Origin of the sequence: Halomonas jincaotanensis (assembly GCF_018448785.1) — a bacterium.
Taxonomy (GTDB): domain Bacteria; phylum Pseudomonadota; class Gammaproteobacteria; order Pseudomonadales; family Halomonadaceae; genus Halomonas; species Halomonas jincaotanensis.
Window position 1 is genome coordinate 1 of sequence record NZ_JAHCLU010000003.1, and the last position, 26,377, is coordinate 26,377.

General features: G+C 64.9%; 23 protein-coding genes and 1 riboswitch. Of the genes, 15 read left to right on the forward strand and 8 right to left on the reverse strand.

Annotation, left to right across the window (positions count from 1 at the left end; genetic code table 11):
* The first annotated feature begins 79 nt into the window (after positions 1 to 79).
* The 4 genes from KG088_RS03330 (at position 80) to ilvD (ending at position 4,892) form a co-directional block, all read left to right on the forward strand.
* On the forward strand, positions 80 to 601 hold the full coding sequence (locus KG088_RS03330) for an HNH endonuclease (RefSeq protein WP_213824081.1): 522 nt from the start codon (positions 80 to 82) through the stop codon (positions 599 to 601).
* 147 nt (positions 602 to 748) lie between these two features.
* A riboswitch (TPP riboswitch) is annotated at positions 749 to 870 on the forward strand.
* Positions 860 to 2,260: an SLC5/6 family protein gene (locus tag KG088_RS03335; protein ID WP_213824082.1), complete on the forward strand. Its 1,401-nt coding sequence runs from the start codon at positions 860 to 862 to the stop codon at positions 2,258 to 2,260. (Overlaps the previous riboswitch by 11 nt.)
* Positions 2,257 to 2,952 (forward strand): TenA family protein, encoded by a 696-nt coding sequence (locus KG088_RS03340; RefSeq protein ID WP_213824083.1) that lies wholly within the window; start codon positions 2,257 to 2,259, stop codon positions 2,950 to 2,952. The genes KG088_RS03335 and KG088_RS03340 overlap by 4 nt, the downstream gene beginning before the upstream one ends.
* A gap of 251 nt (positions 2,953 to 3,203) precedes the next feature.
* Positions 3,204 to 4,892 carry a dihydroxy-acid dehydratase gene (gene ilvD, locus KG088_RS03345; RefSeq protein ID WP_213824084.1) on the forward strand — a complete coding sequence of 563 codons (1,689 nt, stop codon included), beginning with the start codon at positions 3,204 to 3,206 and terminating at the stop codon, positions 4,890 to 4,892.
* A 61-nt stretch (positions 4,893 to 4,953) separates the two neighbouring features.
* Here ilvD and KG088_RS03350 read toward each other — a convergent pair whose 3' ends face one another.
* The 5 genes from KG088_RS03350 to senA all read right to left on the reverse strand — a co-directional run bounded on the left by KG088_RS03350 (position 4,954) and on the right by senA (position 10,321).
* The gene (locus KG088_RS03350) at positions 4,954 to 5,742 is read right to left on the reverse strand and encodes an SDR family oxidoreductase (RefSeq protein ID WP_213824085.1); all 789 of its coding nucleotides are present in this window, start codon (positions 5,740 to 5,742) and stop codon (positions 4,954 to 4,956) included.
* A gap of 153 nt (positions 5,743 to 5,895) precedes the next feature.
* Positions 5,896 to 7,383, reverse strand: coding sequence for a PhnE/PtxC family ABC transporter permease (locus KG088_RS03355; RefSeq protein WP_213824086.1), 1,488 nt, complete (start codon positions 7,381 to 7,383; stop codon positions 5,896 to 5,898).
* A 1-nt stretch (position 7,384) separates the two neighbouring features.
* Positions 7,385 to 8,038 carry an ATP-binding cassette domain-containing protein gene (locus KG088_RS03360; protein WP_213824087.1) on the reverse strand — a complete coding sequence of 218 codons (654 nt, stop codon included), beginning with the start codon at positions 8,036 to 8,038 and terminating at the stop codon, positions 7,385 to 7,387.
* On the reverse strand, positions 8,038 to 8,904 hold the full coding sequence (locus KG088_RS03365; protein ID WP_213824088.1) for a putative selenate ABC transporter substrate-binding protein: 867 nt from the start codon (positions 8,902 to 8,904) through the stop codon (positions 8,038 to 8,040). The genes KG088_RS03360 and KG088_RS03365 overlap by 1 nt, the downstream gene beginning before the upstream one ends.
* A 67-nt stretch (positions 8,905 to 8,971) precedes the next feature.
* Positions 8,972 to 10,321 (reverse strand): selenoneine synthase SenA, encoded by a 1,350-nt coding sequence (gene senA, locus KG088_RS03370; protein ID WP_213824089.1) that lies wholly within the window; start codon positions 10,319 to 10,321, stop codon positions 8,972 to 8,974.
* A gap of 26 nt (positions 10,322 to 10,347) precedes the next feature.
* Here senA and senB point away from each other — a divergent pair, with 26 nt between their 5' ends.
* On the forward strand, positions 10,348 to 11,340 hold the full coding sequence (gene senB, locus KG088_RS03375; protein ID WP_213824090.1) for a selenoneine biosynthesis selenosugar synthase SenB: 993 nt from the start codon (positions 10,348 to 10,350) through the stop codon (positions 11,338 to 11,340).
* Positions 11,341 to 11,367: 27 nt separating this feature from the next.
* Here senB and selD read toward each other — a convergent pair whose 3' ends face one another.
* Positions 11,368 to 13,698 (reverse strand): selenide, water dikinase SelD, encoded by a 2,331-nt coding sequence (gene selD, locus KG088_RS03380; RefSeq protein WP_213824091.1) that lies wholly within the window; start codon positions 13,696 to 13,698, stop codon positions 11,368 to 11,370.
* 87 nt (positions 13,699 to 13,785) lie between these two features.
* Between selD and egtD the strand changes: the two genes are divergently transcribed.
* Complete coding sequence (egtD, locus tag KG088_RS03385; RefSeq protein ID WP_213824092.1) at positions 13,786 to 14,748, forward strand: L-histidine N(alpha)-methyltransferase; 963 nt, start codon at positions 13,786 to 13,788, stop codon at positions 14,746 to 14,748.
* A 144-nt stretch (positions 14,749 to 14,892) separates the two neighbouring features.
* On the opposite strand, the gene KG088_RS03390 is transcribed toward egtD, so the two are convergent.
* Positions 14,893 to 15,171, reverse strand: a complete 279-nt coding sequence (locus KG088_RS03390; protein ID WP_213824093.1) for an XRE family transcriptional regulator — start codon at positions 15,169 to 15,171, stop codon at positions 14,893 to 14,895.
* A 222-nt stretch (positions 15,172 to 15,393) separates the two neighbouring features.
* Here KG088_RS03390 and lhgO point away from each other — a divergent pair, with 222 nt between their 5' ends.
* The 4 genes from lhgO to KG088_RS03410 all read left to right on the forward strand — a co-directional run bounded on the left by lhgO (position 15,394) and on the right by KG088_RS03410 (position 20,313).
* Entirely contained in the window at positions 15,394 to 16,590 is a 1,197-nt protein-coding gene (gene lhgO, locus KG088_RS03395) for an L-2-hydroxyglutarate oxidase (RefSeq protein WP_213824094.1), read from the forward strand.
* A 206-nt stretch (positions 16,591 to 16,796) separates the two neighbouring features.
* Entirely contained in the window at positions 16,797 to 17,756 is a 960-nt protein-coding gene (locus KG088_RS03400; RefSeq protein WP_213824095.1) for a TAXI family TRAP transporter solute-binding subunit, read from the forward strand.
* 6 nt (positions 17,757 to 17,762) lie between these two features.
* Positions 17,763 to 18,281 carry a DUF1850 domain-containing protein gene (locus KG088_RS03405; protein WP_250148048.1) on the forward strand — a complete coding sequence of 173 codons (519 nt, stop codon included), beginning with the start codon at positions 17,763 to 17,765 and terminating at the stop codon, positions 18,279 to 18,281.
* A 25-nt stretch (positions 18,282 to 18,306) separates the two neighbouring features.
* Positions 18,307 to 20,313, forward strand: a complete 2,007-nt coding sequence (locus KG088_RS03410) for a TRAP transporter permease (RefSeq protein ID WP_213824096.1) — start codon at positions 18,307 to 18,309, stop codon at positions 20,311 to 20,313.
* 72 nt (positions 20,314 to 20,385) lie between these two features.
* Here the strand turns inward: KG088_RS03410 and KG088_RS03415 are convergent, their stop codons facing one another.
* Entirely contained in the window at positions 20,386 to 20,826 is a 441-nt protein-coding gene (locus KG088_RS03415; protein ID WP_213824097.1) for a hypothetical protein, read from the reverse strand.
* A 251-nt stretch (positions 20,827 to 21,077) separates the two neighbouring features.
* On the opposite strand from KG088_RS03415, the gene purE reads away from it, so the two are divergent.
* From purE to KG088_RS03440, 5 genes are all read left to right on the forward strand, one after another.
* Positions 21,078 to 21,599 carry a 5-(carboxyamino)imidazole ribonucleotide mutase gene (gene purE, locus KG088_RS03420; protein WP_213824098.1) on the forward strand — a complete coding sequence of 174 codons (522 nt, stop codon included), beginning with the start codon at positions 21,078 to 21,080 and terminating at the stop codon, positions 21,597 to 21,599.
* A gap of 27 nt (positions 21,600 to 21,626) precedes the next feature.
* Complete coding sequence (locus KG088_RS03425) at positions 21,627 to 22,739, forward strand: 5-(carboxyamino)imidazole ribonucleotide synthase (protein WP_213824099.1); 1,113 nt, start codon at positions 21,627 to 21,629, stop codon at positions 22,737 to 22,739.
* Between the two features lie 134 nt (positions 22,740 to 22,873).
* Positions 22,874 to 24,166 carry a ferredoxin reductase family protein gene (locus tag KG088_RS03430; RefSeq protein ID WP_213824100.1) on the forward strand — a complete coding sequence of 431 codons (1,293 nt, stop codon included), beginning with the start codon at positions 22,874 to 22,876 and terminating at the stop codon, positions 24,164 to 24,166.
* Positions 24,163 to 25,008: a cytochrome b5 domain-containing protein gene (locus KG088_RS03435; RefSeq protein ID WP_250148049.1), complete on the forward strand. Its 846-nt coding sequence runs from the start codon at positions 24,163 to 24,165 to the stop codon at positions 25,006 to 25,008. The genes KG088_RS03430 and KG088_RS03435 overlap by 4 nt, the downstream gene beginning before the upstream one ends.
* 146 nt (positions 25,009 to 25,154) lie before the next feature.
* The gene (locus KG088_RS03440) at positions 25,155 to 26,351 is read left to right on the forward strand and encodes a cation:proton antiporter (protein WP_213824101.1); all 1,197 of its coding nucleotides are present in this window, start codon (positions 25,155 to 25,157) and stop codon (positions 26,349 to 26,351) included.
* Positions 26,352 to 26,377 lie beyond the last annotated feature (26 nt).

Below are 26,377 nucleotides of genomic sequence, written 5' to 3' on the forward strand. Positions count from 1 at the left end.
TTGCTGACGGTGGCGGCGAAAACACCGCCGATGCCTTACCGGCTCCTGAAGCTGGCTGAGCCATATACGTAATCAGGAATTGTTATGGCAACGCTTTATCGTCGCACCGGAAACCGTGGCCCGCGAATCTGAAGAGGCTTGGTTGGCTCTTGGCGAAGCGGAAGCGAACCCTGGGACTGAGGCGGATTACACGGGGCAAGAGGTGACGGGCTTTCAGAAGCACCGGGTTGGACAGTCTCTGTTTCGCAAGGCAGTGATGATCCGCTACGACACACGCTGCGTGATCACAGGGTTGTGTCATGAAGACTTGCTGATCGCCAGCCATATCGTGCCGTGGCAGGCCCGACCCGAGTCGCGGCTCGATCCAGCTAATGGGCTCTGCTTTAACGCTTTACATGATCGAGCTTTTGATAAGGGACTTATAGCCATAGATGGCCAAGATAGGATTCGTATTTCCCCTGAGCTCTCGGATAAGAATGTGGGCGCGCAACTCAAGGGCCATTTGACCGAATTGGATGGGCAGATGTTAATCCTCTCAGAAAGAACCTTTCCTAACCGAGATTATCTTGCCTGGCACTTTCAGGAGTGTTTTCGCAGCTGATTCATCTGAAGGCGCCATACTGTATTCATTGCCCATGCATGAACACTGGCGATCGTTCTAGCGCGGCTCTTGCGCTATCATGTCCCTCGATCCCACCTCATATCGGCTCTGCTGGCCGCAACGTGAGGTTCGATCCCACAATCCATTCACTGTCGCCAGGGGAGTCCTGCCTCGTTTCAAGACGAGGGGGCTGAGAGGGTGCTGCAAGGCGCCGACCCTGGAACCTGATCCGGTTCATACCGGCGGAGGAAGTGCGACATGCCTTACCTGACGTCTGCCGTGCTCGGCGCGGCGCTGCTGTGCTTTGCTTTCCTGGGCCTGAGGGCCCGTCGGGCCGATGGCCCCCTCGATGATTACATTACCGCCCGCAATTCCCAGACCGCCTCGACTCTAGGGCTGTCGTTCCTGGCGTCCGGCATGGGGGCCTGGATACTCTTTGCGCCGCCCGAGATCGGTGCCTTTGTGGGCCCCTTGGCGCTGGCCGGTTATGCCATCGGCTCGGCGTTGCCGTTGCTGGTGCTGGCCCGTTACGGGCCCGCCATTCGCCGGCACCTGCCCGAAGGGCGCAGCATCGGCGAGTTCGCCGAGGCTTGCTATGGCGCCGGCGTGCGCCGCTGGGTGTCGCTGGTCTCGGTGCTTTATATGGCGTGCTTTTTAACCGCGGAACTTACCGCCATCGGCTCGATTACCGCGCTGCTCTCGGACGTGCCCCCATCGCTGGTGGTCATCGGGATCGCCGTGACCACGCTGGTGTACACCGCAATCGGCGGCCTGCGCGCGAGCCTGGCGACCGACCGCTGGCAGGCCTGGCTGTTGCTGGCCCTGCTGGCGCTGGTCGGGGGCGTGGCGCTGACCCGACTGCCGATGATGCCGGCGGACGTGACGATGCCGTCGATTCCCGTGGGCAGCGCGCTGAGCGTGGCGCTGACGCTGGTGATCGCCGTCACTGCGGCCAATCTCTTTCACCAGGGCTATTGGCAGCGCGTCTGGGCGGCGCGCGACGATCGCGCACTGGCTCGCGGCGCCTGGCTGGGCAGCGGCATCACCGTGGTGGTAGTAGCGGTGGTCGGGGGCCTGGGCATGCTCGCCGCGATGAGCGGCCTGGCCCCGGGCGAGCCGCCGATTCCCTTCTTCGCCCTGCTGGCCGCCGCGCCCGGGTGGCTGGCCTTGCCGGCGCTGGTGCTGGCGGTCTCGCTGGTGGTGTCGAGCGTCGACAGCCTGCAGAGCGGCATCGCCTCGCTGGTGGTGGCAAGCTCCGGTAAGCGTGGCTTGTCGATCACCGCGGCCCGCCTGGCCACGGTGGCGCTGATGATGCCGGTGGTGATCGTGGCGCTGCAGGGCCACTCGGTGCTGCGACTGTTTTTGATCGCCGATCTGTTCTGTGCCGCCATCATCGTGCCGGTATTGCTGGGGCTCTGGCCGCGCATGAGCCCGCTGGCCGCGGTGGCGGGCGGTGTGGCGGGCATGCTCGGCGCCATCCTGCCGGGCTGGATCGCCCTGGGCAGCTTTAGCGCCGGCGTGTTGGCGGCGAGCTTTCCAACCGGCGTGCCGACGCTGGCGCCGTTTCTGGGCGCCTTGCTGGCCTCGACCCTGGTCAGTCTGCTGATTGCCTGGCGCCGCCCCGCACTCTCTTCTGATATGCCTAGGAGCGCATCATGAGCACGCTTGCGAAGTACCACGACTGGGCCGCCGGGCGCAGCGCACCACGCCTCACCGACTGGCTGCGTGAGATCAGTGAACCCGACTGGTCGGCGGTGGTGAACCATCCGCTGTTCGATGCCCTGGCAGAAGGCAGCCTCCCCGGCGAGGAATTTGCCGACTACATGGTGCAGGACTACGGCTTCGTCGACCCCTTCACCGCCTTGCTCGGCCATGCCATCGGCCATGCGCCGGGGATGGCGGACCGCGTGGTGCTGGGGCAGTTCCTGGGGATGCTGACCAGCGACGAGGACAGCGTCTTCCAGCGCACCTTCGAGACCTTCGGTGTGCCGGACGCTACCCGTCACGCGCCCACTTATCTGCCAGCCACTGCGTCATTCCTACATCTGCTGCGCGAGACGGGGGCCAGCGCCAGCTACGCGCAGATGCTCGCGGTTCTGGTGGTCACCGAGTGGCTCTACCTCGGCTGGGCCATGCGCATTACCCGGGGCAAGAGTCTGGATCCGCTGTACGACGAGTGGATCGGTCTGCACGACAACCAGGCCTTCCAGGCCTTCGTCGCCTGGTTGCGTCGCCGTCTCGATGAGGTCGCCGAGACCCTCGATGAGGCTGAATTTGCTCGGATGACCGAGCGCTTTCGCGAGACGGTAGCGCAGGAGCGGGCGTTTCACGACGCCGTCTATTCGGGTTGAACATTTCAAGCTGAACATTGGCCAGGCTGTTCATCGGCGCCGCGCCTCGCCTTTTTGAACCACTAACACGCCGCCGAGTCACCCGAAGCGTTCCGTCAGGCATCGACAGCGGGTACTCTATGGCGAAACTATTACCGCAAAAACCATTACGGCAACACTATAACGTTCGGTGACCGTGTTATTGCAGGCCACAGTGTCTTAGCAAGTAACCGTGTCATTGCAAGTTGCAAGACAAGAGAGGAGAGCGCCCCATGACCGACACCCCCCAGGATTCTCGTCGCCGCTATTCGGCCCCGGTAGTGGATGGCCCAGGCAAGGCCGCCAGCCGCTCCATGCTGCGGGCAGTGGGCTTTACCGACGAGGATTTCACCAAGCCGCAGGTCGGCATTGCCTCGACCTGGAGCAACCTTACGCCCTGCAACAGCCACATCGATGAGCTGGCGCGGCGCGCGAGCGACGGCGCCGATGCCGCCGGCGGCAAGGGGGTCATCTTCAACACCATCACCATTTCCGACGGCATCGCCAACGGCACCGAGGGCATGAAGTACTCGCTGGTGTCACGGGAAGTGATCGCCGATTCCATCGAGACGGTGACCGCGTGCGAAGGGTTCGACGGGGTGGTCGCGATCGGCGGCTGCGACAAGAACATGCCGGGCTGCATGATGGGGCTGGCGCGCCTGAACCGTCCCAGCGTCTTCGTCTACGGCGGCACCATTCTGCCGGGCAAGGGCCACACCGATATCGTCTCGGTGTTCGAGGCCATGGGCGCCCACAGCCGCGGCGATCTTGACCTCATCCAGGTCAAGCAGATCGAGGAGACGGCGATCCCCGGCCCCGGCTCCTGCGGCGGCATGTACACCGCCAACACCATGGCCTCGGCCATCGAGGCGCTGGGCATGAGCCTGCCCGGCAGCTCGGCGCAGAACGCCGTCTCCCAGGCCAAGAGCGATGACTGCCACGCGGCGGGCGAGGCCGTGCTCGAGTTGCTGGCGCGCGACATCAAGCCGTCGGACATCATGACCCGTGAGGCCTTCGAGAACGCCATCACCGTGGTGATTGCGCTCGGTGGCTCCACCAACGCGGTGCTGCACCTGATTGCCATGGCCAGCACCATCGACGTGGAGCTCTCGCTCGAGGACTTCACCCGCCTCGGCAAGCGGGTGCCGGTGCTCGCCGACCTGCGGCCCAGCGGCCATTACATGATGAGCGAGCTGGTCGAGATCGGCGGCATCCAGCCGATGATGAAGATGCTGCTCGATGCCGGCATGCTGCACGGCGACTGCCTGACGGTGACCGGCAAGACCCTGGCCGAGAACCTCGCCAAGGTAGCCCCGTATCCCGATGGGCAGAAGATCATCGCGCCGCTGGAGGCGCCGGTGAAGGCAGAAAGCCACCTGCGCATGCTCTACGGCAACCTGGCCCCCGAGGGTGCGGTCGCCAAGATCACCGGCAAGGAAGGTACCCATTTTACCGGTAGCGCCCGGGTGTTCGGCTCCGAAGAGGAGGCCCAGGCGCGCATCAACGATGGCACCGTGGTGGCCGGCGATGTGGTGGTGATCCGCTACGAAGGCCCCAGGGGCGGCCCCGGCATGCGCGAGATGCTAACCCCCACCTCGGCGATCATGGGTCGCGGGCTCGGCAGCGAGGTGGCGTTGATCACCGACGGTCGTTTCTCGGGCGGCAGTCACGGCTTCGTGGTCGGTCATGTGACCCCCGAGGCCTTCGAGGGCGGACCGCTGGCACTGGTCGAGGATGGCGACATCATCACCATCGATGCCGAGGCGGACATCATCGAGGTCAATATCGACAACGATACCCTGATGCGCCGTCGGGCGGCCTGGCAGCAGCCGGCGCCGCGCTGCGCCCGCGGCGTGCTGGCCAAGTACGCCAGAACCGTCAGCTCCGCTTCACTAGGGGCGGTGACCGACCTGCCGGAGTGACGTCGGTCGGCGCAAGTCCGCCTCCCTGGCTCTGGAGAGGCGCTATCCCGGTGGCGTTTCGCTAGAACGTGCCGGGATAGCTGCCGCCATCGAGCAGCAGGTTCTGTCCCGTCAGGTAGCCCGCCTGCTCGCTGCAGAGAAAGGCGCAAAAGGCACCGAACTCATCTGCCGAGCCGAATCGGCGTGACGGTATTCCCTGAGTGCGTCGTTCGCGCAGCTGGTCCAGGTCCTGGTTGGTTTTCTGCGCGGTGGTGGACAGGTTGTTGCGCAGCCGCTCAGTGTCGAAGGCGCCCGGCAACAGGTTGTTGATCGTGACGTTGTTTGCCGCCAGGCTCGGCTGGCGGGCCAGGCCGGCGATGAAGCCGGTCAGGCCGCTGCGGGCGCCGTTGGAGAGCCCCAGGATGTCGATGGGCGCCTTCACCGCCCCCGAGGTGATGTTCACGACGCGTCCGAAACCGTTGTCGGCCATGATGTCCACGGTGGCCTTGATGAGCTCGATCGGGGTGACCATGTTGGCGTCCACCGCCTTGAGCCAGTCCTCGCGGCTCCAGTCGCGAAAATCTCCCGGCGGCGGCCCGCCGTTGTTGTTGACCAGGATATCCACACGCGGACAGGCCGACAGCACGGCCGAGCGCACGGCTTCGGTGCCGATATCGCCTGCGACGACACGGACCTCGATATCGCGGTTGCAGGCGCAGATCTCTTGCGCGGCGTCTTCCAGCGCTGCCTCCCCACGGGCATTGATGACCAGGTTGACGTCCTCCATTGCCAATGCCTTGGCGCAACCCTTGCCTAATCCCTTGCTGGCGGCGCATACCACGGCCCAGCGTCCTGCGATTCCCAGATCCATACGATGTTCTCCTCTTGGTAGATAGGCATTGCCACTGGTAGATAGGCATTGTTCACTGGCCGAAAAGCATCGCCACGCTCGCCTTGTCCTCAGGTCAGTGATCATTCCAGCAAACCGACGACGCCCTCGCCCGTAGTATCGCCCACTTGGCCATCATGGTTCGCTCTGCGCGGTGTGCCGTAGCCGCAACCGGGCACGCAGGCGGCGAGCGAGGATGTCCACGCCGATGTTGAGCAGCGCGGTGATCACGATCAACACCATTGCCCGGTCGAAGCGGATCTCCTGGATGGCGCTGTCGACATAGAAGCCCAGGGTGGCGATGCCCAGAATGCCGAGGATGGCGGTCTCGCGCATGATGATTTCCCAGCGGTAGAACAGGAAGGCCAGGAAGGGGCCGTAGAGGCGCGGGGTAAGCTCGAAGGCATAGCGCTCGATGCCGTTTGGCGCATCCGGACGCAGCGACACCTCGTTGCTGCGACGACCGATCAAGTGACCGATGATGCCGCCGTTATGGATCGCCAGCGCCACCACCGCCGGCAGCATCGACGGCCCCCATAACTGCAAAAGAATGAAGGCCAACAGGTATTCGGGCGTCGAGCGCATCACCACCAGCACCCCATGGCCCAGCGCACCGCGCATCCGGCCGGTGAAATGGCTCCCCGTGAAATGATGAGAGACCAGCGGATACAGCGCGAGCGTCAGGATACCGGTCGCCACTAGCGCGATCTGGGTCAGTACCAGGGTGTTCCAGATGCCCGGCAGCGCCTCGTTGGCGAGCAGGTCACCCAGCCAAGGCACGAGCCCGGCGAGCCCTTCGCCCTGACGCAGCGGTTCGGGAACAATGTCTTCGGTGAAGAACCGCGAGACGTTCTGCCAGCGAATCGGCAGGCCGTCGCCGAGCAGGAAGGGCGCGGCCAGCAGATAGAATGGCAGCAGGCGCGGGCGGGCCCAGAGCCTGAGCGTGGCGATCAGCGCATAGAACAGCAGCAATAGCGCGCCCACCGTGGCGTACTGGCCCTGGGCAAACGAGGATTCCAGGTAGAATCCCAGGGTGGGCATGCCCACGAAGCCCAGCACGGCGCTGGAGCGCAAGCCGCACTCGAGCCGGTAGGCGGTATAAGTGACCAGGTGCGGCCAGGCCTGGCTGAAGCGGGTGTAGGCGAGCGCCGAGATCACGCCGGTGCCGTGGGGAATCACCTTCGAAGGCTGAGGATCGCTCTCGTCGAGGATTTCGGCATACACCTTGGCGAAGATGCCGGCATAGGGGATGGCGATGGCGAGAACCCCGGTCAGCGGGTGCAGGCCGAAGAACTGCAGGAAGATCAGCGCCCAGAACAGTTCGTGAATGGCACGCACGAAGGCGCAGGTGGTGCGCACCACCAGATGGCGAAACACCAGCGCCAGTAGCAGGCCCGCCGCCGCCGCCAGTCCCACCCCAACGAAGGCGAAGGCCAGGGTACGCACGATCGCCTCGCCCAGATAATCCACGGCCCCGAAATCCGGCTGCACCAGCCCCAGGAACAGGCGACCCAGTTCTGCCCATGGGTCGTGGGCACTGACTTCGAAATCGGCCAGGAAGAGGCAGGCGATGGCCAGCGCCACGAAACCCAGGCTGGTGCGAACGGTTGCCGAGCGCCACATGTCAGTACAGCACCAGCAGGTCCTGGGCGCTGAGCCGGCGGCTGGGCTCGTCAAGGGCGATCGCGCCATCGGCGATGCCCACGACCCGGTCGGTAAAGCGCAGGGCCAGTTCCACGTCGTGCATGGCCAGCACCGCGGTGGGATAGGCCTCGGTCAGCGCTTCCATGACCAGTTCGGCCAGCGGCCCGTCGAGGGCCGAGACCGGCTCGTCGGCCAGCAGCAATGCGCCCCGCTGATACATCGCCCGCGCCGCGGCGACGCGCTGGCTCTGGCCGCCGGAAAGCTCGCCAGTGGCAGCCCAGCATTTCTCGGCGATGCCGAGCCGCTCGAGCAACGGCGTGATGGCGTCGATGTCGCGGCGGAAGGGGCGCACCAGGCTGACCAGGTTATACCAGCTGGGTCGCCTGGCCAGCCCACCCATATAGACGTTGTGAAACACGCTCAGCGAAGGCACCAGGCCCAGTTCCTGAGGCATCAGAGCAGCGCCGTTGCGCTGCCAGCGCTGCTGCATGATGCTCAGTAGCGTCGATTTCCCCGCCCCGCTCTTGCCCACCAGGGCGACACATTCACCGTGCGCCAGCGTCAGGTTGAGCGGCCCGAGCACGCGTGCTCCGCCGTAATCGGCCACCACATCGGTGAGGGCGAGTGAGGTCATCAATCGAGGATATCGAGCTGCTGACCGACCTGGCGGATGATCTCGTAGTCGTCGTTATCCACCGGGATGAAGCCCGAGCGCGGGAAGCTCTCGAGCAGCGCGGGATCGTCCATATCGAGCAGCGCCTGCTGGACGCGCTGACTGAATCCATCGCCGAAGCGCTCGTCGACATCGCCGCGGATCGTCCATTGATAGTCGGGATAGGGCGGCGTCTCCCAGACGACCTGCACCGCCTCGGTATCCACGTTGCCGGCGGCGACCTCGTTCTCCCAGGCCTTGTAGCTGACTACGCCGGCCTGATAGGCCCCGGAGGCGACCAGCGAGATGGTGCGGCTGTGGTTGCCGCTGAAGCCGACGCGCTCGAAGATTTCTTCCGGCGCTGCATCGAAGTCGTTGCGCAGGAAATATTCGGGCATCAGCCGGCCGGAGGTGGAGCTCTTGGAGCCGAAGCTGAACGTCAGGCCGCGCAGGCCCTCCGGCGCGGTATCGCCCTCGACCGGCGTCAGGCCGCTGTCGCGATGGGCGATGACATAGCTCTTGTAGTCCGGGTCCTCCACGCCCTGGGCGATGGCCTGCGAGCCGGGCACGCGCTGGCGCGCCTGCACGCCGGAGAGCCCACCGAACCAGGCGAGTTGCACCTGATCGTTGCGAAAGGCGGTGACCGCCGCGGCGTAGGACTTCACCGGTACGAAGCGCACCTCGACCTCGAGTTCTTCCTCCAGGTAATCGGCGACCTTCTGGAAGCGCTGCTGCAACCGCGTCTCGTCCTCGTCGGGAATGGCGGTAAAGACGAAAGGGCTGGCGCTGGCGAGCGATGTGGCAAGCAGCAGTGCAATCGGTAACGCTAACGACAAGCGTCCAAGCATGAGGTGATCCTCTTGGGGAGAGTGCTGATTCCCGACATGTTACCCAAAAGTCGCTGGGTTTCCGATGTCAGCAGGCGCAGGTGCGAAAGCCTGCCAGGGTGTCGTTTCGGTCGGGCATAAAGAAATTGCGATAGCCATTATGGATCAGCCGCGAACGTGTCGCCCAGGCGCCGCCGCGCTGGACACGGCGACCCTCCGGGAACCAGGGGGCCGAGTAGTCACGGTAGAGATCAGGGGAAAACCCCGGGAAGGGCCCGAAAGTCGAGGCCGTCCACTCCCAGACATTGCCGAGCATCTGCCGGCAGCCGAAGGCGCTGTCACCCTCGGCTAGGGCGGCGACGTCGACGCGCCCCAGGCGCCAGGCGTCCAGGTTGGCCCGGCGGGCATCGGGTGGCGCCTCGCCCCAGGGATAGCGACGCTTGCCGGGTGCTAGCGATGTTCCCTCGTCCGTCGGCTCGCGGCTGGCGGCGACTTCCCATTCGGCCTCCGTCGGCAAGCGTCGCCCGGCCCACTGGCACCAGGCCTCGGCCTCGTGCCAACTGACATGCGCCACCGGCTGGTGCGGCGCCAGGGGCAGCCAGAGATCGAAGTGGCGTTCCTCAAGGTCTCCCGTGGCGCCCCGGCGCCAGTAGATCGGTGCCTCCAGTTGCTGCTGCTCGCGCCATTTCCATCCCGCTTCGCTCCACAGCTCGTGTCGTTCATAACCATCGTCGGCGACGAAGGCGGCGAACTCGGCGTTGGTCACCGGCGCGCGGGCAATCTGGAAGGGGGCGACCTCGACGGTCATCGGCGGTTTTTCGTTATCGAAGCGGAAGGGCAGGCTGTCATCGGAACCCAGCAGGTGGCGCCCGCCGGGAATGGCGACATCGCCGGGCAGCGGGCCGGCGGCCACCTCGCCGGGTCGCTGGTCCAGCGTTGGCTCGCCCAGCGCCGGCGGGGGGTCGCCGAGGGTCTGGCGGGTGTAGAGAAACGCCTCGCCGTGCATGTCCTCATGCAGGGTAGTGAGCTGGTAGACATAGCTCTGCGCGGCGCTCGCCTCGCCCACGGGCAGCCGTTCGAGCATGGCCTGCTCGACGCGCGCAAGATAATCCAGTGTCGTTTCGCGCGACGGCAGCGGTAGCGCCCAACGGTCGTCGTGGGCGATGCTGCTCGAGTCGAACAATCGGTCGGCATCGGCAAGTTGATAGTCCGGCAGCGCGTAAAGTCCACGCAGGGCGAAATAATCGTGGAAGAACCCCAGATGACCCAGTTCCCACAGCGGTGGATTGACGATGGCAAGCCGCGGGCCGAGCTCGCGGGCGTCCAGGATGTCGCGCATCAGCGCCAGGCTGCGTTGACGGGCATCGATGAGCATCGCCGCCAGGTCGTCGGCCGCTCGCGGTGGAGTGGGGGGTGTGGTGAGTGTTGTGGAGAGCATGCCGACCTCGTCAAGGAAAAACGCCTATGTTGAAAATAGCGCTGATCACCCCGGCGGGTCGAGGCTCGCGTGCCGGCAATCGGGCCACGGCGACGCGCTGGGCAGGGCTGCTGCGCGAGCTGGGCTGCCGGGTACGGCTTGTTGGTTCCGACGAAGGGACCGATGCCTGCCGCTTCGGCGGCAAGCCACCTGACCTGGTCGTGGCCTTGCATGCCATTCGCAGTCATGCGGCCATTCGCGCCTGTCGTGAGGCCTTCGCCCATGTCCCGCGGGTCGTGGTGCTCACCGGTACCGATGTTTACCGATTTCAGCACAGTCACCCCGAGGCCTTTCTAGAGAGCCTCGCGTCGGCCGACGCCCTGATCGGCCTGCACGACGAGGTGAAAGCGGATATCCCGCCGCGCTTTCATGCGTATCTGCATGTCGTGCATCAATCGGCATTGCCGTTGCCGCCAGGTGCGCCGGGGCCGGTCGAGGGCCACTACGAGGTGCTGGTGGCCGGCCACCTGCGCGAGGAGAAGGACTCGCTGCGCGCGGCATTGGCCGTACGCGAGCTACCGGCGGGGTCGCGATTGAGAGTCATCCAGCTGGGAGGCGCCCACGACCAGGCCTGGTCCAATGCCGCCCGTGACGAGATGGCGCGCAATCCGCGTTATCGCTGGCTCGGCGATCTGCCCCACTGGCAGGTGCGCCGCTGGATGGCCAGGGCGCGGATGATGGCGATCAGCTCGCGCATGGAGGGCGGGGCCAATGTGGTCAGCGAGGCCTGCATGGCCGGGCTGCCGGTGCTGGCCTCCGACATTGCCGGCAACCGCGGCCTGCTCGGCGAGGACTATTCGGGCTACTTTGCGGTGGAAGATACCCAGGCGCTCCGTGAGTGCCTGCTACGCGCCGAGGCGGAGCCTGACTTCGTCGATGGGCTTCGCCGCCAGGTGCTGGCCCGTGCGCCGCTGTTTCATCCCGATGCCGAGCGCGCTGGGCTGGCGCGGGTGATCGCTGCCTGCGGGCTTAGTCACTGACGCGCCACCTGGGGCAGCCCCTGCCCACTAACGCGCCAGGAGATGGATGGGCTCCAGCGACTCGCCTGACTCGAGCACGCGACCGATGATCGCGGCCTGACCGTAGCCCAGGGCATGCAAGGCGCTCAGGCAGGCCGCTGCACGCTCGGCGGGTACGCTGGCCAGCAGGCCCCCGGCAGTCTGCGGGTCGAACAGCAGCGGATAGCGGGGATGGTCGACCCACGCCGCCTGATCGTGAATGGCCCGGCGCAGGCGCACGTTGGCCGGCTGCAAGGAACTGAGGATGCCCGCGGCGACGGTCTCCTCCGCGCCATCCAGCAGCGGCAGGGCGTTCAGGTCGAGTTCGGCATCGACCCCCGAGGGGCGGGTCATCTCGACCAGATGCCCCAGCAGGCCGAAACCGGTGAGGTCGGTACAGGCGGTGGCCACATGCTCACGCAGACAGGCCGCGCCCTGGCGATTGGACTGGCACATGTGCGAGAGGGCAGCGTCGATCCAGCGCCCCTTGGCGCCCAGCCGGGCGTGGGCGGCGAACAGGGTCCCGGTGCCGATGGGCTTGGTGAGGATAAGCACCTGTCCGGGGCGCAGGCCGCCCTTGGTCAGTATGGAATCGCTTAGTATGGAATCGTTCGGGGCACTATCGCCGCCGGCATCGATCAGGCCGTTGACCGCAAACCCCAGGGCCAGCTCCTGACCCTCGCCGGTGTGTCCGCCCACCAAGGAGCAGCCGGCCTCGTTGAGCACCTCCAGGGCGCCACTCATCATCTGGTACACCGTGTCCTCGACCTTGGCCTCGAGCCCCTGCGGCACGGTGGCCACGGCGGTGGCGGTCTGCGCCTCGGCACCCATGGCGAAGATATCGCCCAGCGCATGATTGGCCGCGACCTTGCCGAACACATAGGGATCGTCAATGAAGGCGCGAAAGAAGTCGACCGTGTGCACCATGTCCTTGCCCGGCGGGACGCGAACCACGGCGGCGTCGTCCGGGGCGTGCAGGCCGACCAGAATCTCCTCGCGCGGGAAGGGCTCAAGCGTCGACAGTGCCCGCGACAGCACCGAGGCGCCGACCTTGGCGCCACAGCCGCCGCAGCGCATGGCAATCGCCGAGATCGCCTGGGCGCTCTCTTCCTCGTCGAGCGCCACCCGGCTGGTTTTCGGGGCCTTGTCCTGCTGTTCTTCCATAGGCGGTAGGTCGTTGAACTTCGCCATGAAGCGTCGGTCGATCCAATCCTTCCAGCGCCAGACCCAGTCGCCGGCCAGATACCGATCGCCGCGCGAGGCCACCGCGGACTGGTCGCCGGTGCTGATCAGCGCCAGCCATCTGGCCTGGGGACGATAGGGCTTGAGTGGCCGGCCGGTGACGGCGGCGCGCAGATTGTCGGCCAGCGGACGGCCCTGGCGCACGGCGAAGACGCCGGCTTTCTCGCGGGGGTGGTTGACCTGGCTGGCGATATCGCCGGCGGCGAAGATGCCGGGGTCGCTCAGGGACTGCAGGGTGTCGTCGACCTGGATGAAACCTTCGTCGTCCAGCGCCAGGCGCGTCTCGCGCAGCCAGGCTGCGCCGCCGGCGTTGGTGACCCAGACGATCTCGTCGGCGTCGTGCCAGTCGCCCGAGGCGCTATGTAACCGGCCCGCCTCGACGGCGACCACCTCGGTCGCGGTATGCAACTCGACGCCACGCTTGGCCAGGGTGCGCTGGAAGTGCTCCCGCACGCGGGCATTGTGCGTCGGCAGGATCTGGCTGTCCCGGGTATAGAGCGCGAACACCAGTTCGTCGGGGTCGCGCCCCAGGCGGGCAAGCTCGCCACGCAACCGGGTCTGCATGGCCAGCAGCAATTCGACCCCGCCCGCGCCACCGCCGACCACCGCCACGCGGGTCCTGCCGGGGTGGTGCCTTGGGTGATGGTGCGTAAGTCGCTCGATGAGGGTCTGCCAGCGGTCGTTGAACTGGTGGATCGGCTTGACCGGCACCGCATGCTCGCCGGCGCCAGGCACCGCATCGACCCGCGGCGTCGAGCCGATGTTGATCGATAGCTGGTCGAAGGGCACCGGCGGACGCGACCGGCAGCGCACGGTTCGCGCGTCGTGGTCGATGCCCACGGCCTCGTCGCTGAAGAAGCGGGCCCCGGCGTACTGGGCGAGTCGGCGCAGGTCGATATGCACCTGGTCGTAGGTGTAATGTCCGGCCACATAGCCCGGCAGCATGCCGGAATAGGGCGTGTGGGTGTCGCGGCAGATCAGCGTCAGGCGCACGCCGGGTTCGGGCCGCATGGCGAAGCGCTTGAGTACGCCGACATGGCTGTGACCGCCGCCGACCAGCACGATATCGCGCAATACCGGGGAATCCGGTTGCTGCATGGGTAGACTCTCTCTAGATTGAAGGGTCATGCTCAGCATTGTTCACGAGGACATGGTTCACGAGGACATAGTTCACGAGGATACGTCATGACCCAGGCCGTGCGCTTTTACGATCAGCATCTTGACGACGCCAGTCCATCCTTTCTCGATGACGTGATGGCAGGCCTGAGCGCCCGGCCCAGGGCGTTGTCACCGAAATATTTCTATGACCGGCGTGGCTCGGCACTCTTCGAGCGCATCTGTACGCAGCCGGAGTATTACCTTACCCGCACCGAGGAGCGGATTCTCGCTGCGGCCGCCGCCGAGATCGCCGAGCTTGCCGGCCCCGAGTCCCTGCTGGTGGAGCTTGGCAGCGGGGCGAGTCGCAAGGTCCGGTTGCTGCTCGAGGCGATGCAGCCGGCGCGCTATCTGGGCGTCGATATCTCGCGCGAGTTCCTGCTGGAGAGCACGCGGCGTCTCGCCGCCGATTATCCCTGGCTTGAGGTGCATGCCGTCTGGGCGGATTTCTCCCGGCGTTTGTCCTTGCCCCGGGATCTGAGCGGAGGACGCGCGGTAGCCTTCTTCCCAGGGTCGAGCATCGGCAACTTCGAACCGGCCGCGGCCGAGGCCTTCCTGGCCGGGTTGCATCGTCTGCTGCCTACGGGCAGCGGGCTTTTGATCGGGGTCGACCTGGTCAAGCATCACGACATCCTCGAGGCGGCCTACAATGACGCCGCTGGCGTGACGGCGGACTTCAATCTCAACCTCTTGCAGCGCCTGCGCGATGAGCTTGGCGCCGAGCTCGACCCGAGGGGTTTTCGGCACCTGGCGTTTTACCACGCGGCGGCGTCGCGTATCGAGATGCACCTGGAGAGCCTGCGCGATCAGACGATCCACGTTGGTGGACGGGACTTTATGCTTTCGGCGGGCGAAACGCTGCATACCGAGAATTCGTGCAAGTACAGCATCGACGGGTTCCAGGCGCTGGCACAGCGCGCCGGCTATGCCCCAACGGCGGTGTGGACCGATCCGCAGGCGCTTTTCAGCGTGCACTATCTTTCTTGTCTCTGAGTTTCTCGCCTTTGACTATCTTGCCTTCGCGTCTCGTCTGAGCCTTGGCGTCACCGATACGAGAACGCCCCGCCGGAGGACCGGGAGGGCGCTTGCTGTTCATGGGGGTGACAGCTCATTGAGCTGACAACGCATCGACTCGCGCTATGGCGGCGAAAGCTGCGATTCAATGCTGTGGTATACGAGGCGTAGCTCGTCGACGGTGAGATGTTCGAGACGACCCGAGAGCAGGTCGCTGATCTTCTGCATCGGCAGCCCGGCGCGTCGAGCGATCTCTCTGCTGCCAAGATCCGAGACGGCGATCAACCGAGTGACAATACGCATGAGGCGTGTGCGTGTTTCCAAATCCCTGACGTCGAGGTCAGGGCTGCTTCGCGGAGGATCGAAGTATTCCGCGTGGGCGGTGTGGCGTGCCGTGTTCATGTGGCTCCAGTGAACGATTGCGACACCGACATCATGGTCACTTTATCGTGGGTTTTCCAGTAGCAATTTTATGATGTTTTGCGACAAGGTGACTTGTGTCAGTCTGACGTTGAACTGCTGGTCTTCGCGTATGTTGCCAGTGGCGTATTCTACGCTGTGAAGAGTTCCTAGACGGCCACGCTGATGTCACCGAGACCGTCTTCACCGATTGCGGGACATGTCATGTACGACTTCATCATCATCGGCGGCGGGATCCTTGGCATGTCCACCGCCATGCAGCTCAAGCAGACCTACCCCGATCATCGTATGCTGCTGTTGGAAAAGGAGTCGGGTCCTGCCCAGCATCAGTCCGGTCACAACAGCGGCGTCATCCATGCCGGTGTCTACTACACCCCGGGTAGCCTCAAGGCACGCTTTTGCCTGGCCGGCAACCGGGCCACCCGTGAGTTCTGCGATGCGCACGCGATTCCCTACGACATCTGCGGCAAGCTGCTGGTAGCAACCGATGACGAGGAAATGCAACGCATGGAGGCGTTGTGGGAACGCACAGCGGCCAACGGCCTGGAGCGAGAGTGGCTGTCGGCCGATGCACTGCGTGAACGCGAGCCCAATATCGTCGGTATTGGCGGTATCCTGGTGCCGTCCAGCGGCATCGTCGACTACGCTGAGGTCACGCGTGCCATGGCCGCCGAGTTTGAGCGCATGGGGGGCGAGATCCGCTACGAGTGGTCGGTCACCGCACTGGAGGAGCGCCGCCAGGAAGTGGTGGTGACGACCTCCCAGGGCGAAGTCAGCAGTCGCTATCTTGTCACTTGCTCGGGGCTGATGGCCGATCGAGTGTTGCGCATGCTCGGCCAGAAACCCGGGTTCACGATCTGCCCGTTTCGCGGCGAGTATTACCAGCTGCCCGAGCGGCACAACCGTATCGTCAACCACCTCATCTATCCGATTCCCGATCCTTCCATGCCGTTTCTCGGCGTGCATCTGACGCGGATGATCGATGGCTCCGTCACCGTGGGTCCCAATGCGGTGCTGGCGCTCAAGCGTGAGGGCTATCGAAAGCGGGATATCTCGTTGCTCGACATGTCCCGGATGTTCACCAACCCGGGTATTCTCAAGGTGCTGGGCAAGAACCTGCGGCCCGGGCTCGCCGAGATGCGACACTCACTGTCACGCAAGAGTTACCTGGAACTGGTGCGCAAGTACTGTCCTAGCCTGCAACTCGAGGACCTCGAGCCCTATCCGGCGGGGGTGCGCGCGCAGGCGGTGTCGCGCGACGGCAAGCTGGTGGACGACTTTTTGTTCGTCAATACGCCGCGCACGGTGAACGTGGGCAACGCACCGTCGCCGGCGGCGACGTCCGCGATTCCCATCGGCGCGCACATCGTCGAGAAGGTCACGGCGCTGGTCGAGGAATAGGCTGTCTGTGCCGGGTATGCGAGCTGGGCGTCGAAGGAGTCGACCATGGGCGGATTGAAGAAGATCATCCAAAACGTAGAAATTGCCCAATTAGTCTCTCACGCAGCGACCGTGATAGCGTCAAGCGCAGTCGCTCGATCACTCGCTTGCGAGAGAGCGCCACTACACCACACAACAAACCTGGTTCCCAGGATCGGAGGAATGCCATGCGAACTCTGAAATATGCTGTCGCCGCCTCACTGCTGGTCACGGCCCCGTTGGCCGCCGCCCAGCAAGTCTCTATTGCCACCGGCGGGACCGGCGGCACCTATTACCCCTACGGTGGCGGTCTGGCCGAGATGATCGGCAATCACATCGAAGGCTACGACGCCGTTGCCGAGGTGACCGGGGCATCAGTCGAGAACATGGGCCTGATCTGGCGCGGTGATTCTGATATTGCTCTGGCACTGGCCGATACCGTCTACCAGGCCTACAACGGCACCGGTGACTTCGAGGACCGTCAGCTCGAGAGCATACGGGCCCTGGCGTCGATCTACCCCAACGCCGTGCAGATCGTGACCCTGGCCGATTCCGACATCGAGTCGCTGGCTGATTTCGAGGGCAAGACGATCTCCGTGGGGGCGCCGGGTAGCGGTACCGAGCTCAACGCCCGCGCCCTGCTCGAGGCCAATGGCATCAGCTATGACGACTTCGATCCGCGCCGCCTGAATTTCAACGAGACCGCCGATGCCATCCGTGATGGCGATATCGACGCCGGTATCTGGAGCGTAGGTCCGCCCACCAGTTCAATCCTCAACCTGGCGACCACTCGCGATATCCGCGTGATCGGCCTTTCCGACGAGGAAATCGCTAACGCCCGCGAGGAGGAGCCGGTGTTTGCCGCCTACGAACTGCGGGCCGGGCTCTACGAAGGCATGGAAGAAGGCGTGCAGACCATTGGCATTCCCAACGTGCTGGTCGTCAATGACGACATGGACGAGGAACTCGCCTACCAGGTCACCAAGGTGCTGTTCGAGGAAATCGATGAGCTGATTGCCATCCATCCGGCGGCTGAGGACACTACCGTTGAGTTCAGTGTCAACTCCACGCCGATTCCCTTCCATCCGGGCGCACTGCGCTACTACGAGGAAGTCGGCGCCGAGGTCAGTGACAACCAGCGTCCCTGAGGCCGTATGAATCCTTTGCGCCTTATGACAGGGCGGGCCTTGCTGCCCGCCCTGCTGCTTTGTGCGGGACTTCTGAGCAGCGTTCATGCGGGCCTGCTCGCGGCCGAAGACGCGGCCGTTCTCGAAGTGCTCGACGACCAGGACGAGCGCCTGCTGGCGATCCCCATGCCGGAAGGCGCCGGCTGGTGCCTTGGGTGGAACCATTCCGTGGCGGGCTTCGCGGTACTAGACTGCTATCGTCACTATGCCGGCCGGATGGTCTTGCAGCGCAGCCACCTGCCGGACTTCGCAGCCGGGCTCGATCACATCCCCGGGCGCGGCCGCCAGGTCTCCGATGGGGAAGGCGGCTACTGGATCGAGGATATCAACGAGCCCGTGCCGGGCAATGCCTATCGGCTGCGGGTCGGGTCGATGAGCGTCGATCACCGCCTGGTCACCGATAGCTTGCGTGTCAGCCTGAGTGCCCTGGTGGCCGATCGTCGCGTGACCATTCGACTGGCGGTCCCTTCCCCCCCATCCGATTGAACGACAACCCTGCGAGAGAACCAAGATGAGCGATTCGGGAGTCTCCCCCGTGATCCCCGGCAGCCAGGCGAAGCATCCCCGCCCGGTGTTGTGGCTGATCACCCTGGTGGCGGTAGGGCTGTCGCTGTTCCAGCTCTATTCCGCCGGTATCCAGCCGCTGGGCCTTTTCTACCAGCGCAGCATCCACTTGATGTTGATCATGATGCTGGCCTTCCTGATGTATCCGCTGCTCGGCCCCCACCGGACGCGTGGCCCGGTCAGCGGCCTGATCGATCTGGTGTTCTTCGCCGGTGCGCTGATCACCGGCGGCTACCTGGTGCTTTTTCTCGACGAGATCATCAGTCGCGCCGGCTTCTGGAGCCAGACTGATATCGTGGTCGGCGGGATCGCCGTCCTGACCGTGCTTGAGGCCGCCCGCCGCTCGGTGGGGCTGGGAATGACGCTTATCGGGGTGGTGGCGCTGCTCTATGCGCTGGCTGGCCCGCGCGGTGAGTTGCCCTGGCTGAGTCAGTTCCTGCCAGGAATCCTCGAGCATCGCGGCTACAATCTCGACCGCCTGCTGGGGCAGTTGTATCTGGGGCAGGAGGGAATCTTCGGTCTGCCGCTGGGGGTCGCGGCGACCTATATCTTCATTTTTGTGCTGTTTGGCGCCTTCCTGGAAGTCACCGGTGCCGGCAAGTTCTTCATCGAGCTGGCCTATGCCGCCACCGGTCGTCAGCGCGGGGGACCGGCCAAGGCGGCGGTCATCGCCTCTGCCGGTATGGGGTCGATCTCGGGCAGCGCCATCGCCAACGTGGTGACCACCGGCGCCTTCACCATTCCCTTGATGAAGCGCCTGGGCTACAAGCCTCATCAAGCCGGCGGCATCGAGGCCGCGGCCTCCACCGGCGGGCAGATCATGCCGCCCCTGATGGGCGCCGGTGCCTTCCTGATTGCTGAATACACGCGCATGCCTTATCTCGACGTGGTCAAGGTCAGCATCGTGCCCGCGATGATGTACTTCTCCACCGTCTATCTGTTCGTGCATATCATCGCGCTCAAGCAGGGCATGCAGGGCATGGCGCGCTCGGAGCTGCCGCAGATGCGCGACGTGATGCGCTCGGGCTGGCACTTCCTGCTGCCGCTGGGGGTGTTGGTGTGGTTGCTGGTCATGAACCTGTCGCCGATGCGGGTGGGCTTCTACGCGATCCTCACCATGCTCGCCGTGGCGGTGCTGCGCTTCGCGGTATGGTTCTTCTTCATGGCGCCTCGAGAGGGGCAGGCGGTCACCGCCGATTCGTTGCGCCTGGTCGTGCGCAACGGCCTGATCAAGCTGATGGAAGCACTGGAGCTGGGCGCGCGGAACGCCGTGGCGGTCTCGATGGCCTGTGCTGTGGCCGGCATCATCGTCGGCGTGGTGGGGCTGACCGGCCTGGGGCTGAAGTTCTCCTCGATGATGATGGCGTTCTCCGGCGGCAACCTCTTGCTCGCGCTGGTGATGGTACTGCTGGCCAGCCTGGTGCTGGGTATGGGCCTGCCGGTGACCGCGAGTTACATCGTGCTGATCGTGCTGGTGGGCCCTGCCCTGACGGCCGAGTTCGGGGTGCCGCTGCTGATTGCCCACCTGGTGGTGTTCTGGTACTCACAGGATTCCAACGTCACGCCGCCCATTGCCCTGGCTGCCTTCGCCGGGGCGGCGATTGCCGGCAGCAAGCCCATGGAAACCGGCTTCCAGGCCTGGAAGTTCGCCAAGGGGCTCTATCTGATCCCGTTGTTCATGGTCTACAACCCTGAGATGATCGTGGGCGGGCCGGTGCCGCTGGTGGTCTGGACCATGGTGACCGGTTTCCTGGCGCTGGGGGCATTCGCCGCTTCGCTCGAGGGGTATCTGTTTACTAGCATGTCGGTACCGATACGCCTGGTCCTGCTGCCGGCAATCGTGGCGGTGTTCTACCCCAACCTGATGATCGAGATCGCAGGCGCGGTGGTGATGGCGTTGGCGCTGGCTGGCAACTGGCTTGCCAGCCGGCGCCAGGCGCTGCCTGTCAGCTGAGTGCGGCCCTCTGAGCAAGGGAAGCCCAGCAGGCATGGCCTGCTGGGCTTCGAGGTCAGGTTGTCTAGGCGCTTACTGCTCGTCTTCAACGTCGTCTTCGGTCGTTTCCGCGGATGCTTCCGCGTCGTCTGCCATGGGCTCGTCCTCCGCGTCCATGGCGTCGCCTTCCTCGGGCATCTCGTCGGTCTCCGTGGCCTCTGCATTGGCCTCGATAGCGCTGTCGGTCTCGGCCTCGATGGCGGTGTCGGTGCCCGCTTCGGCCTCTTCTTCCAGCATGGCTTCCTGGGAGTCCTGGAGGTCCTCGTCCGCCTCGTTCGCGGCCCCTTCGTCGTCGACCATCGCCTCTTCCTCCGGTGCCCCGGCCTCGTCGTCGCCGGCCATGGTGGCCTGCTCGTCGTCCGTGGTCTCGGTGGCCTGGTCGGTGGTGTCTATCGCCTCTTCGTCAGCGTTGTCGCAGGCGGCCAGCGCCAGGGTGCTGGCGAGTGCAGCGATCAGGATCATGGAACGCGTCATGTTGTGTCTCCTTCCCGGGATAAGGCTCGTGAGGTTTCACGAGCGACGTTTCATTGCCCAAGACTAAGGGATAGTCGTCCAGACAGGGCGCAACAAGGGTGCAAGCGTTGTCGCCTGTCAACGACGGTGGCATGCAGCGAGACTTTCCATGACCCGCTGGAGGCGGTATGCTGCGCGGTTTTCCGGCGGCTATGTTTGTGTTGTCGGGCCGTCGTTGCGTGTCGCGACATCATTACCGGGGGGAGTTGTCCATGCAGTCGTCGCACCAGGCGCCACGGGTTGGCGTGATCATGGGGTCGAAATCCGATTGGCCGGTCATGGAACATGCCGTGTCGATACTCGAGCGATTGGGCGTGGCCTTCGAGACTCGCGTGGTCTCCGCCCATCGAACGCCCGACCTGCTCTTCGACTATGCCAGGTCCGCCGCCGGTCGAGGCCTTTCGGTGATCATTGCCGGCGCCGGTGGGGCCGCCCATCTGCCTGGCATGGTAGCCTCCCAGACGACGCTGCCGGTGCTCGGCGTACCGGTGGAGTCCAAGGCACTCAAGGGCCTGGACTCGCTACTCTCCATCGTGCAGATGCCCGGCGGTGTCGCCGTGGGGACGCTTGCCATCGGCAAGGCCGGCGCCACCAACGCGGGCCTCCTGGCCGCGCAGATCCTTGGCTTGCAGGACGCGACCGTGCGTGACGCGGTGGAGGCCTTCCGCGCCGAGCAGACCCAGACGGTGCTGGATCATCCTGATCCCCGGCCTGACCCGCGTCCCAATCCCTGACCGAGAAAGACGAGTGAGGCATCAACCATGAACATTGGAGTCCTCGGCGCCGGCCAGCTCGGCCGCATGCTGGCGCTGGCCGGCTACCCCCTGGCCAACCGCTTCACCTTCCTTGATACGACCGGCCACCCCAGCGCCGGCATCGGCGACGTGATGATCGACACCGACAGGAAGCACCTCGAGGCCTTCCTCGAGAAAGTGGATCTCGTCACCTACGAGTTCGAGCATCTGCCGGTCTCGCTGGTCCAGGCCATCGAGGAGGTCAGGCCGGTCTACCCCTCCAGCGAGGCCATCCGCGTCTGCCAGAACCGCGCCGAGGAGAAGGCCCTGTTCGATCGCCTGGGCATCCCGACACCGGCCTACCGGCTGGTGGAGAGCGCCGAGCAACTCGAGGCCGCGGCCCGCGACTTGGGCTGCCCGGTGGTGGCCAAGTCGGTCACCGAGGGCTATGACGGCAAGGGCCAGGCAGTGATCCGCGACCCTGGGCAAGCAGCAGACGCCTGGCGTTCCATCAAGCACCCGCGGCTGATCGTCGAGGCCTTCGTCGACTTCGTGCGTGAGGTGTCGATCATCGCCGTGCGTGGGCGCGATGGCCAGGTAGCCTTCTATCCCATGGCCGAGAACCAGCACCTGGATGGCATCCTGCGCTACTCCGTCGCCCCCATGCCGGACCTCGACGAGAGCGTGCAGCAGGTCGCCGACGGTTATATTCGCGCCCTGCTCGACGCGCTCGACTATGTGGGTGTGCTGACTCTGGAACTCTTCCAGACCCGTGTCGGGGCCCTGCTGGCCAATGAGATGGCTCCCCGGGTACACAACTCCGGCCACTGGTCCATCGATGGCGCCGTGACCAGCCAGTTCGAGAACCACCTGCGTGCCATCCAGGGGCTGCCGCTGGGCGATACCGCCGCGCGCATGCCGACCTGCATGGTCAATGTGATCGGCCGGGAGGGCGAGGCGAGCGATATCCTTGCGCTGCCGGATGCCCATCTTCATCGCTACGACAAGAGCGAACGCCCCGGGCGAAAGCTGGCTCACATCAACCTGCTGGCCCCCACCCATGCCGAGCTGCTCGAGCGGGTTCGCACCTGTGCGGCCCTGCTGCCGGACGCCCCCGAGCCGCGCTTCAGCTTCGAGTAGGCACCCCGGCAGTAGCGGACCCATTCTACTCTTGGCTGATGCAGATCAATCATTGCGAAGTAATGGGTGTTCGGCCTTGAAGGCTGATGACGATCGACGACACTGATAGGCAGTATTCGGCGCGGGGAGGGGGAATGCGGCGACTGATCAGGTCGGGCGATATTGCCCTGATCGTCCTACTTTTGTTGCCACTGGCGGTGGCGTTGCCGTGGCTGGGCTGGCCCCGGGGGCCGCCCGAGCTGTGGCTGACCTGGGTGGGGCGAGTGACCGGCATCCTGGGGCTGGCTATGATGCTGCTGGCCGCAGTAGTGAGCTGCCGGGTGCCTGGTTTCGATCGCCCCTTCGGCGGGCTGACGCGGCTCTGGAAGCTGCACCACTGGCTGGGCTTCTGGGCCTTCATCTTGGTGATGTTCCACGCCCTGGCGCTGGGGTTGGCGTCGGTGCCGACTTCCCTGAACGCCGCGGTGGCGACCCTCTTCCCGCCGGTTTCCCATGGCAGCATCTGGCTTGGCTGGTTGGCCTGGGTAGCTCTGGTGGTGTTCCTGGCACCCACCTTCGACTTTTTCGGCAAGCCCCACTACCAACGCTGGAAGCGCCTGCACCTGGTCTCGGCGGCGGCACTGCTGCTGGGACTCTGGCACGCCCTGTTGCTGGCAGGCGAGGCCTGGCCCTGGTGGCTGCTGGGTATCGCCGGGCTGAGTGCCATTGCCTGGCGCAAGGGAGCGGCGCCGAGGCGTCAGCATGCCTATCGCATTGAGACGGTAGAGCCCCTGGCGCGAGGCGTGGTGGAACTGGTGCTGCGACCCGAGGGGGGTGGCATCCACTATGAAACAGGCCAGTTCGTCTATCTCTCGCCACTTGACGAGTCGCTTCCCGCCGGGCGTGGCGAGGAGCATCCCTATACCATCTCGTCGGCACCGTCGGATGATCGGTTGCGTATCGGCATCAAGGACCTGGGTGACGCCAGCCATGCCTTGCAGACAGTGACGCCCGAGACCCGGGTGCTGGTCGAAGGGCCCTACGGAGAGTTCTTCGAGCGTCACTTCCCCGAGCGTGACATGCTCTGGCTGGGCGGTGGCATCGGCATCACCCCCTTCGTCGGCGGCGCCCGCGACCTGGCTACTGGAGCGGAGGCCGAGGGTCATGTCCACCTCTTCTATCTCGCCCACGACTCCGAGCGCGCCTACTACCGCGAAGAACTCGAGGGGATCGCCGAGGCCCATGAGGTCTTCACCTTCACGCTTCACTTCTATCGCGACCATGGGCCCCTCAGCGAGGCCTTCCTGCGCGAGCACTGCCCTGACTTTACCGAGCGGGAGATCTACCTTTGCGGCCCGCCGGCCATGAACGCCCACCTGCAGTGGCTGCTGTCCGAGCAGGGGGTTCCCGCGTCACGCATCCACAGCGAGGTCTTCGATTTCCTATGAACATCCACAAGATCGCCTACTCCTTCTTCATCGCCTTCGTGGCGAGCCTTATTACCCTGGTTTCGGTCAGTGCCCTCTCCAGCAGTGACCGTGACGAGATCGATGATGATGGCCTTGACCCCATCACCCTGGCCGAGCTGGCCGAGCACGATAGCGCCGAGAGTTGCTGGAAGGCGATCGATGGCCGGGTCTACGACATTACCGACTATGTGCCCAACCATCCCACCGAGGAGTCGGTGATCCTCGAGTGGTGTGGCCGCGAGGCCACCGAGGGCTGGGACAATAAGCGCCCAGGGGTGCCCCACAGCCCGCGTGCCGAGGGAATGCTGGAGGACTATCTGATCGGGCGTTTGGTCGACCAGACCGTTGAGCCTGTCGCTGCCGAGACCTCTTCAACCGACGAGAAGGCCGGCGATGACGCCGATATCGCCGAGACACGCCTCTCGCCCGCCGAGGATCAACGACTGCACCAGGCGCTGATGGGCCTGCCCCTGGATGGCCGTTACCGCGGGGTGTTTAGCGACAGCGATGAGATGCAGGTCAACGTTCAGTTCGACCTGCGTGACGGCCGGCTGTCGAACATCCGCTATCGCCACCTTGCCTATCGCGGCGTCGACTACTTCCTGCTCGGTGAAGGCGACGACCTCTACCCGGTCATGGTGCAACACCAGCAGCTGATCGATGGCCTCGAGGGCCAGCCGTTGACCTCTATCTTCGCCCTCTACGAGCCCGAACGCCTGGCGGAGGATATCGACGGCTACAGCGGTGCGACCCTGCCTGGCAACAAGGTCCACTCGGCTTTCCGCGACGCTATCAACCGCGGTGTCTACAGCTGGCCCTGAGTCTTGATCGATAGGACTCACGGTGTTGATCGCCGGGATAGCAGCCCTGCTGGCAGCGGGGTGTTGGTTTTGCTGAGCCGTCACCGCCATGACCTGATATTTCAGGCTGGGCGTCTCTTCGCCTGCCATCTTTCGACGCGAGTTCCATGAACGAATCCGGCCTTCCCATCCCGTTGCACATGGCACCCGCTGCCAGTGCGCTGGTGTTCCTGGGGCTGATCCTCTCCATCAGTATTCTGGTCGACGTCTTGTCCAGCCGAACCCGCCTGCCGCGCATCTCGCTGTTGGTGCTTGTGGGTGTCGGCGTGGCGGTGGTCCAGCAGGTTCTGCTGGGAGAGGAGGGCGCTGCTCCGCTGGGCGGGCTCAGCGAGCCCCTGATCCAGGTGGCACTGGTGATGGTCGCCTTCCTGCTGGGTGGCGAACTGACCCGGGATCGTCTGCGCAGCATCGGGCCCTTGATTCTTATTGTCTCGATCTCGGTGATCGTTGTGGGTGCTTTGGCGGTGGGTGCCGGTCTGTTGGCATTGGGGTTCCCGATAGTGGTGGCGGTATCACTGGCGGCCATTTCGGTGGCGACCGATCCTGCGGCCGTGCAGGAGACAGTGCGTGCCAGTGGTGATGCTCGATTGCGGGCTCGACTTCTGCTGGGAATCGTCGCCATCGATGACGGCTGGGGCATCCTGGTCTTTGGACTTGCCATGGCCATCTTGGGATGGATGCTATCCGGTGAGGGTGAACTGGCGCTGATCGAAGCGGCCTGGGAACTGGGCGGAGCAATACTGCTGGGAATCGCGATCGGGTTGCCTGCCGCCTGGCTGACCGGTCGGCTGCGCCAGGGGGAGCCGACCCAGGTCGAGGCCATTGCGCTGATCCTGCTGCTGGCCGGTATCTCCTCCTGGCTCGGGGTATCGGCGCTGCTGGCTGCCATGCTCGCCGGGACTTTAGTGGCCAACCTTTCCACCCACCATACCCGCTCGTTCAACGAGATCGAGCACATCGAGTGGCCCTTCCTGGTGTTCTTCTTTGTGCTCTCGGGCGCCAGCGTCGACCTCTACCACCTTGATGAAGCGCTCGGCCTGACCCTGGCCTATATCCTGCTGCGCTTGTCGGGGCGCTACCTGGGCGGCATGCTCGGGGTTTGCCTCGCCCGGGAGCGTCAGGCCGAGCTGCCGGGGGATATCGGCCTGGCTTTGACCCCCCAGGCCGGGGTCGCGATGGGCATGGCGCTGCTCGCTGCCGAACGCTTTCCCGAGCACGGACCTGTGCTGCTCTCGGCGGTGGTGGCCTCGACGGTGGTCTTCGAGATCCTCGGGCCATTGCTGGTCAGGCGTGTACTCTGCTGAGGGACGCTGTCAGGCTGCCCTGAGGG

What these genes read in the sequence shown, in the direction of transcription:
- KG088_RS03335 (WP_213824082.1), top strand. Translation starts at nt 860, where the DNA reads ATGCCTTACCTGACGTCTGCCGTGCTCGGCGCGGCGCTGCTGTGCTTT.
- KG088_RS03340 (WP_213824083.1), top strand. Translation starts at nt 2,257, where the DNA reads ATGAGCACGCTTGCGAAGTACCACGACTGGGCCGCCGGGCGCAGCGCA.
- ilvD (WP_213824084.1), top strand. Translation starts at nt 3,204, where the DNA reads ATGACCGACACCCCCCAGGATTCTCGTCGCCGCTATTCGGCCCCGGTA.
- KG088_RS03350 (WP_213824085.1), bottom strand. Translation starts at nt 5,742, where the DNA reads ATGGATCTGGGAATCGCAGGACGCTGGGCCGTGGTATGCGCCGCCAGC.
- KG088_RS03355 (WP_213824086.1), bottom strand. Translation starts at nt 7,383, where the DNA reads ATGTGGCGCTCGGCAACCGTTCGCACCAGCCTGGGTTTCGTGGCGCTG.
- KG088_RS03360 (WP_213824087.1), bottom strand. Translation starts at nt 8,038, where the DNA reads ATGACCTCACTCGCCCTCACCGATGTGGTGGCCGATTACGGCGGAGCA.
- KG088_RS03365 (WP_213824088.1), bottom strand. Translation starts at nt 8,904, where the DNA reads ATGCTTGGACGCTTGTCGTTAGCGTTACCGATTGCACTGCTGCTTGCC.
- senA (WP_213824089.1), bottom strand. Translation starts at nt 10,321, where the DNA reads ATGCTCTCCACAACACTCACCACACCCCCCACTCCACCGCGAGCGGCC.
- senB (WP_213824090.1), top strand. Translation starts at nt 10,348, where the DNA reads ATGTTGAAAATAGCGCTGATCACCCCGGCGGGTCGAGGCTCGCGTGCC.
- selD (WP_213824091.1), bottom strand. Translation starts at nt 13,698, where the DNA reads ATGCAGCAACCGGATTCCCCGGTATTGCGCGATATCGTGCTGGTCGGC.
- egtD (WP_213824092.1), top strand. Translation starts at nt 13,786, where the DNA reads ATGACCCAGGCCGTGCGCTTTTACGATCAGCATCTTGACGACGCCAGT.
- KG088_RS03390 (WP_213824093.1), bottom strand. Translation starts at nt 15,171, where the DNA reads ATGAACACGGCACGCCACACCGCCCACGCGGAATACTTCGATCCTCCG.
- lhgO (WP_213824094.1), top strand. Translation starts at nt 15,394, where the DNA reads ATGTACGACTTCATCATCATCGGCGGCGGGATCCTTGGCATGTCCACC.
- KG088_RS03400 (WP_213824095.1), top strand. Translation starts at nt 16,797, where the DNA reads ATGCGAACTCTGAAATATGCTGTCGCCGCCTCACTGCTGGTCACGGCC.
- KG088_RS03405 (WP_250148048.1), top strand. Translation starts at nt 17,763, where the DNA reads ATGAATCCTTTGCGCCTTATGACAGGGCGGGCCTTGCTGCCCGCCCTG.
- KG088_RS03410 (WP_213824096.1), top strand. Translation starts at nt 18,307, where the DNA reads ATGAGCGATTCGGGAGTCTCCCCCGTGATCCCCGGCAGCCAGGCGAAG.
- KG088_RS03415 (WP_213824097.1), bottom strand. Translation starts at nt 20,826, where the DNA reads ATGACGCGTTCCATGATCCTGATCGCTGCACTCGCCAGCACCCTGGCG.
- purE (WP_213824098.1), top strand. Translation starts at nt 21,078, where the DNA reads ATGCAGTCGTCGCACCAGGCGCCACGGGTTGGCGTGATCATGGGGTCG.
- KG088_RS03425 (WP_213824099.1), top strand. Translation starts at nt 21,627, where the DNA reads ATGAACATTGGAGTCCTCGGCGCCGGCCAGCTCGGCCGCATGCTGGCG.
- KG088_RS03430 (WP_213824100.1), top strand. Translation starts at nt 22,874, where the DNA reads ATGCGGCGACTGATCAGGTCGGGCGATATTGCCCTGATCGTCCTACTT.
- KG088_RS03435 (WP_250148049.1), top strand. Translation starts at nt 24,163, where the DNA reads ATGAACATCCACAAGATCGCCTACTCCTTCTTCATCGCCTTCGTGGCG.
- KG088_RS03440 (WP_213824101.1), top strand. Translation starts at nt 25,155, where the DNA reads ATGAACGAATCCGGCCTTCCCATCCCGTTGCACATGGCACCCGCTGCC.